At 68.8% G+C, this 224-nt stretch carries 1 protein-coding gene; it reads right to left on the bottom strand.

Annotated elements, in window-relative coordinates:
- On the bottom strand, positions 1–224 hold a 224-nt coding region (locus ASC93_RS31340; RefSeq protein ID WP_162251812.1), incomplete at both ends, for a hypothetical protein.

Here is a 224-nt window from a genome sequence, read left to right as displayed (position 1 = left end):
GCCAGGTCAGCCGTGTTGATGGCAGCCACCTGGACGGTGCTCAGGGCAGCGATCTGCGCGGTGGTCAGGGCACCCATCTGGTTGCTCTTCAGGCCGGCGATCTCAGCCGTCGTCAGGCCGCTCGCCACCTGGGCGGTGCTCAGGGCAGCGATCTGGGCGGTCGTCAACGCACCTGCCTGGGCCGACGACAGTGCAGCGATTTGCGCGGTCGTCAGGCCGGCAAC

The organism is Massilia sp. Root335, from assembly GCF_001425685.1.
GTDB classification, from domain to species: Bacteria; Pseudomonadota; Gammaproteobacteria; order Burkholderiales; family Burkholderiaceae_D; genus Telluria; species Telluria luteola.
Note: the sequence above shows the minus strand (reverse complement) of the source record. Positions and strands in the feature narration are given on the sequence as shown.